Raw genomic sequence first — 1,007 nt, 5'->3', positions numbered from 1 at the left:
GGTTTGGGCGGGATTCCGGGCAGGTCAGGCTAGGTTTCGGCGCACTTCAGGGAGTTGGGAAAGCATGCTTCAGACCTCGGCGCGGTTGCTTCGCTTGCTCTCGCTGCTCCAGTCCCGCCCGGACTGGCCCGGCGCCGAACTCGCCGAGCGCATGGAGGTCACCACCCGCACGGTGCGCCGCGACGTGGATCGGCTGCGCGATCTGGGTTATCCGGTGGAATCCACGCCGGGCATCGCCGGCGGCTACCGTCTCGGCGTCGGCGCGGCCCTGCCGCCGCTGCTGCTGGACGACGACGAGGCGGTCGCCGTGGTGGTCGGACTGCGCGGGGCGGCGGCGGGGTGGGTGAGTGGGATCGAGGAGAGTTCGCTGCGGGCGTTGAGCAAGATCGAGATGATCCTGCCCTCACGGCTGCAGCACCGCGTCAGCAGCCTGCAGTCGGCCATCATGCTGCTCCCCGGCGACTGCCCGGTCGTGGACGCCGCGCTGCTCACAGCGTTGGCGGCAGCGTGCCGCGCGCACGAGGGCGTGCGCTTCGGGTACCGGGACGCGACCCGGCGCGTGGAGCCCTACCGCGTGGTCCGGGCGGGGCGGAACTGGTATCTGCTCGCCTACGACCTGGACCGGGACGACTGGCGCACGTTCCGCGTGGACCGCGTGGCAGGCCCGATCCAGCCGGGGGCGCGTTTCACGCCGCGGGCGGAGCCGGCGGGAGGTACGAAGACTTACGTGTCGGACTCGCTGACACGCGCGCCGTATCGGTATCAGGCCACGATCTTGTTCCACGCACCGCTGGAGAAGGTGGCGCAGAGCACGACGCCGACCGCGGGGCGGCTTGAGGCGCGCGACGAGGAGTCGTGTTTGTACTACACGGGAGCTGAGGCGCTGGACACGATCGCTGTTTACATCGCACTCAAGGGGGTTGAGTTCGAGGTGCTGGAGCCGCCGGAGCTTCGGGAGTTTATTGGGGAGCTGGGGGCTCGGTTGAGGCGGGCTGTTGGTGGGGGCG

Annotated in this window: 1 protein-coding gene; it reads left to right on the top strand. The window is 70.0% G+C overall.

The genetic code is table 11. The annotated features are described in order from the left end of the window. Window positions 1–64: 64 nt before the first annotated feature. Window positions 65–1,007 (top strand): helix-turn-helix transcriptional regulator (locus tag GWK61_RS54755; RefSeq protein WP_194922319.1); only part of this gene is annotated, 943 nt, incomplete at its 3' end.

The organism is Catenulispora rubra, assembly GCF_015356825.1.
Lineage (GTDB): Bacteria > Actinomycetota > Actinomycetes > Streptomycetales > Catenulisporaceae > Catenulispora > Catenulispora rubra.
Note: the sequence above shows the minus strand (reverse complement) of the source record. Positions and strands in the feature narration are given on the sequence as shown.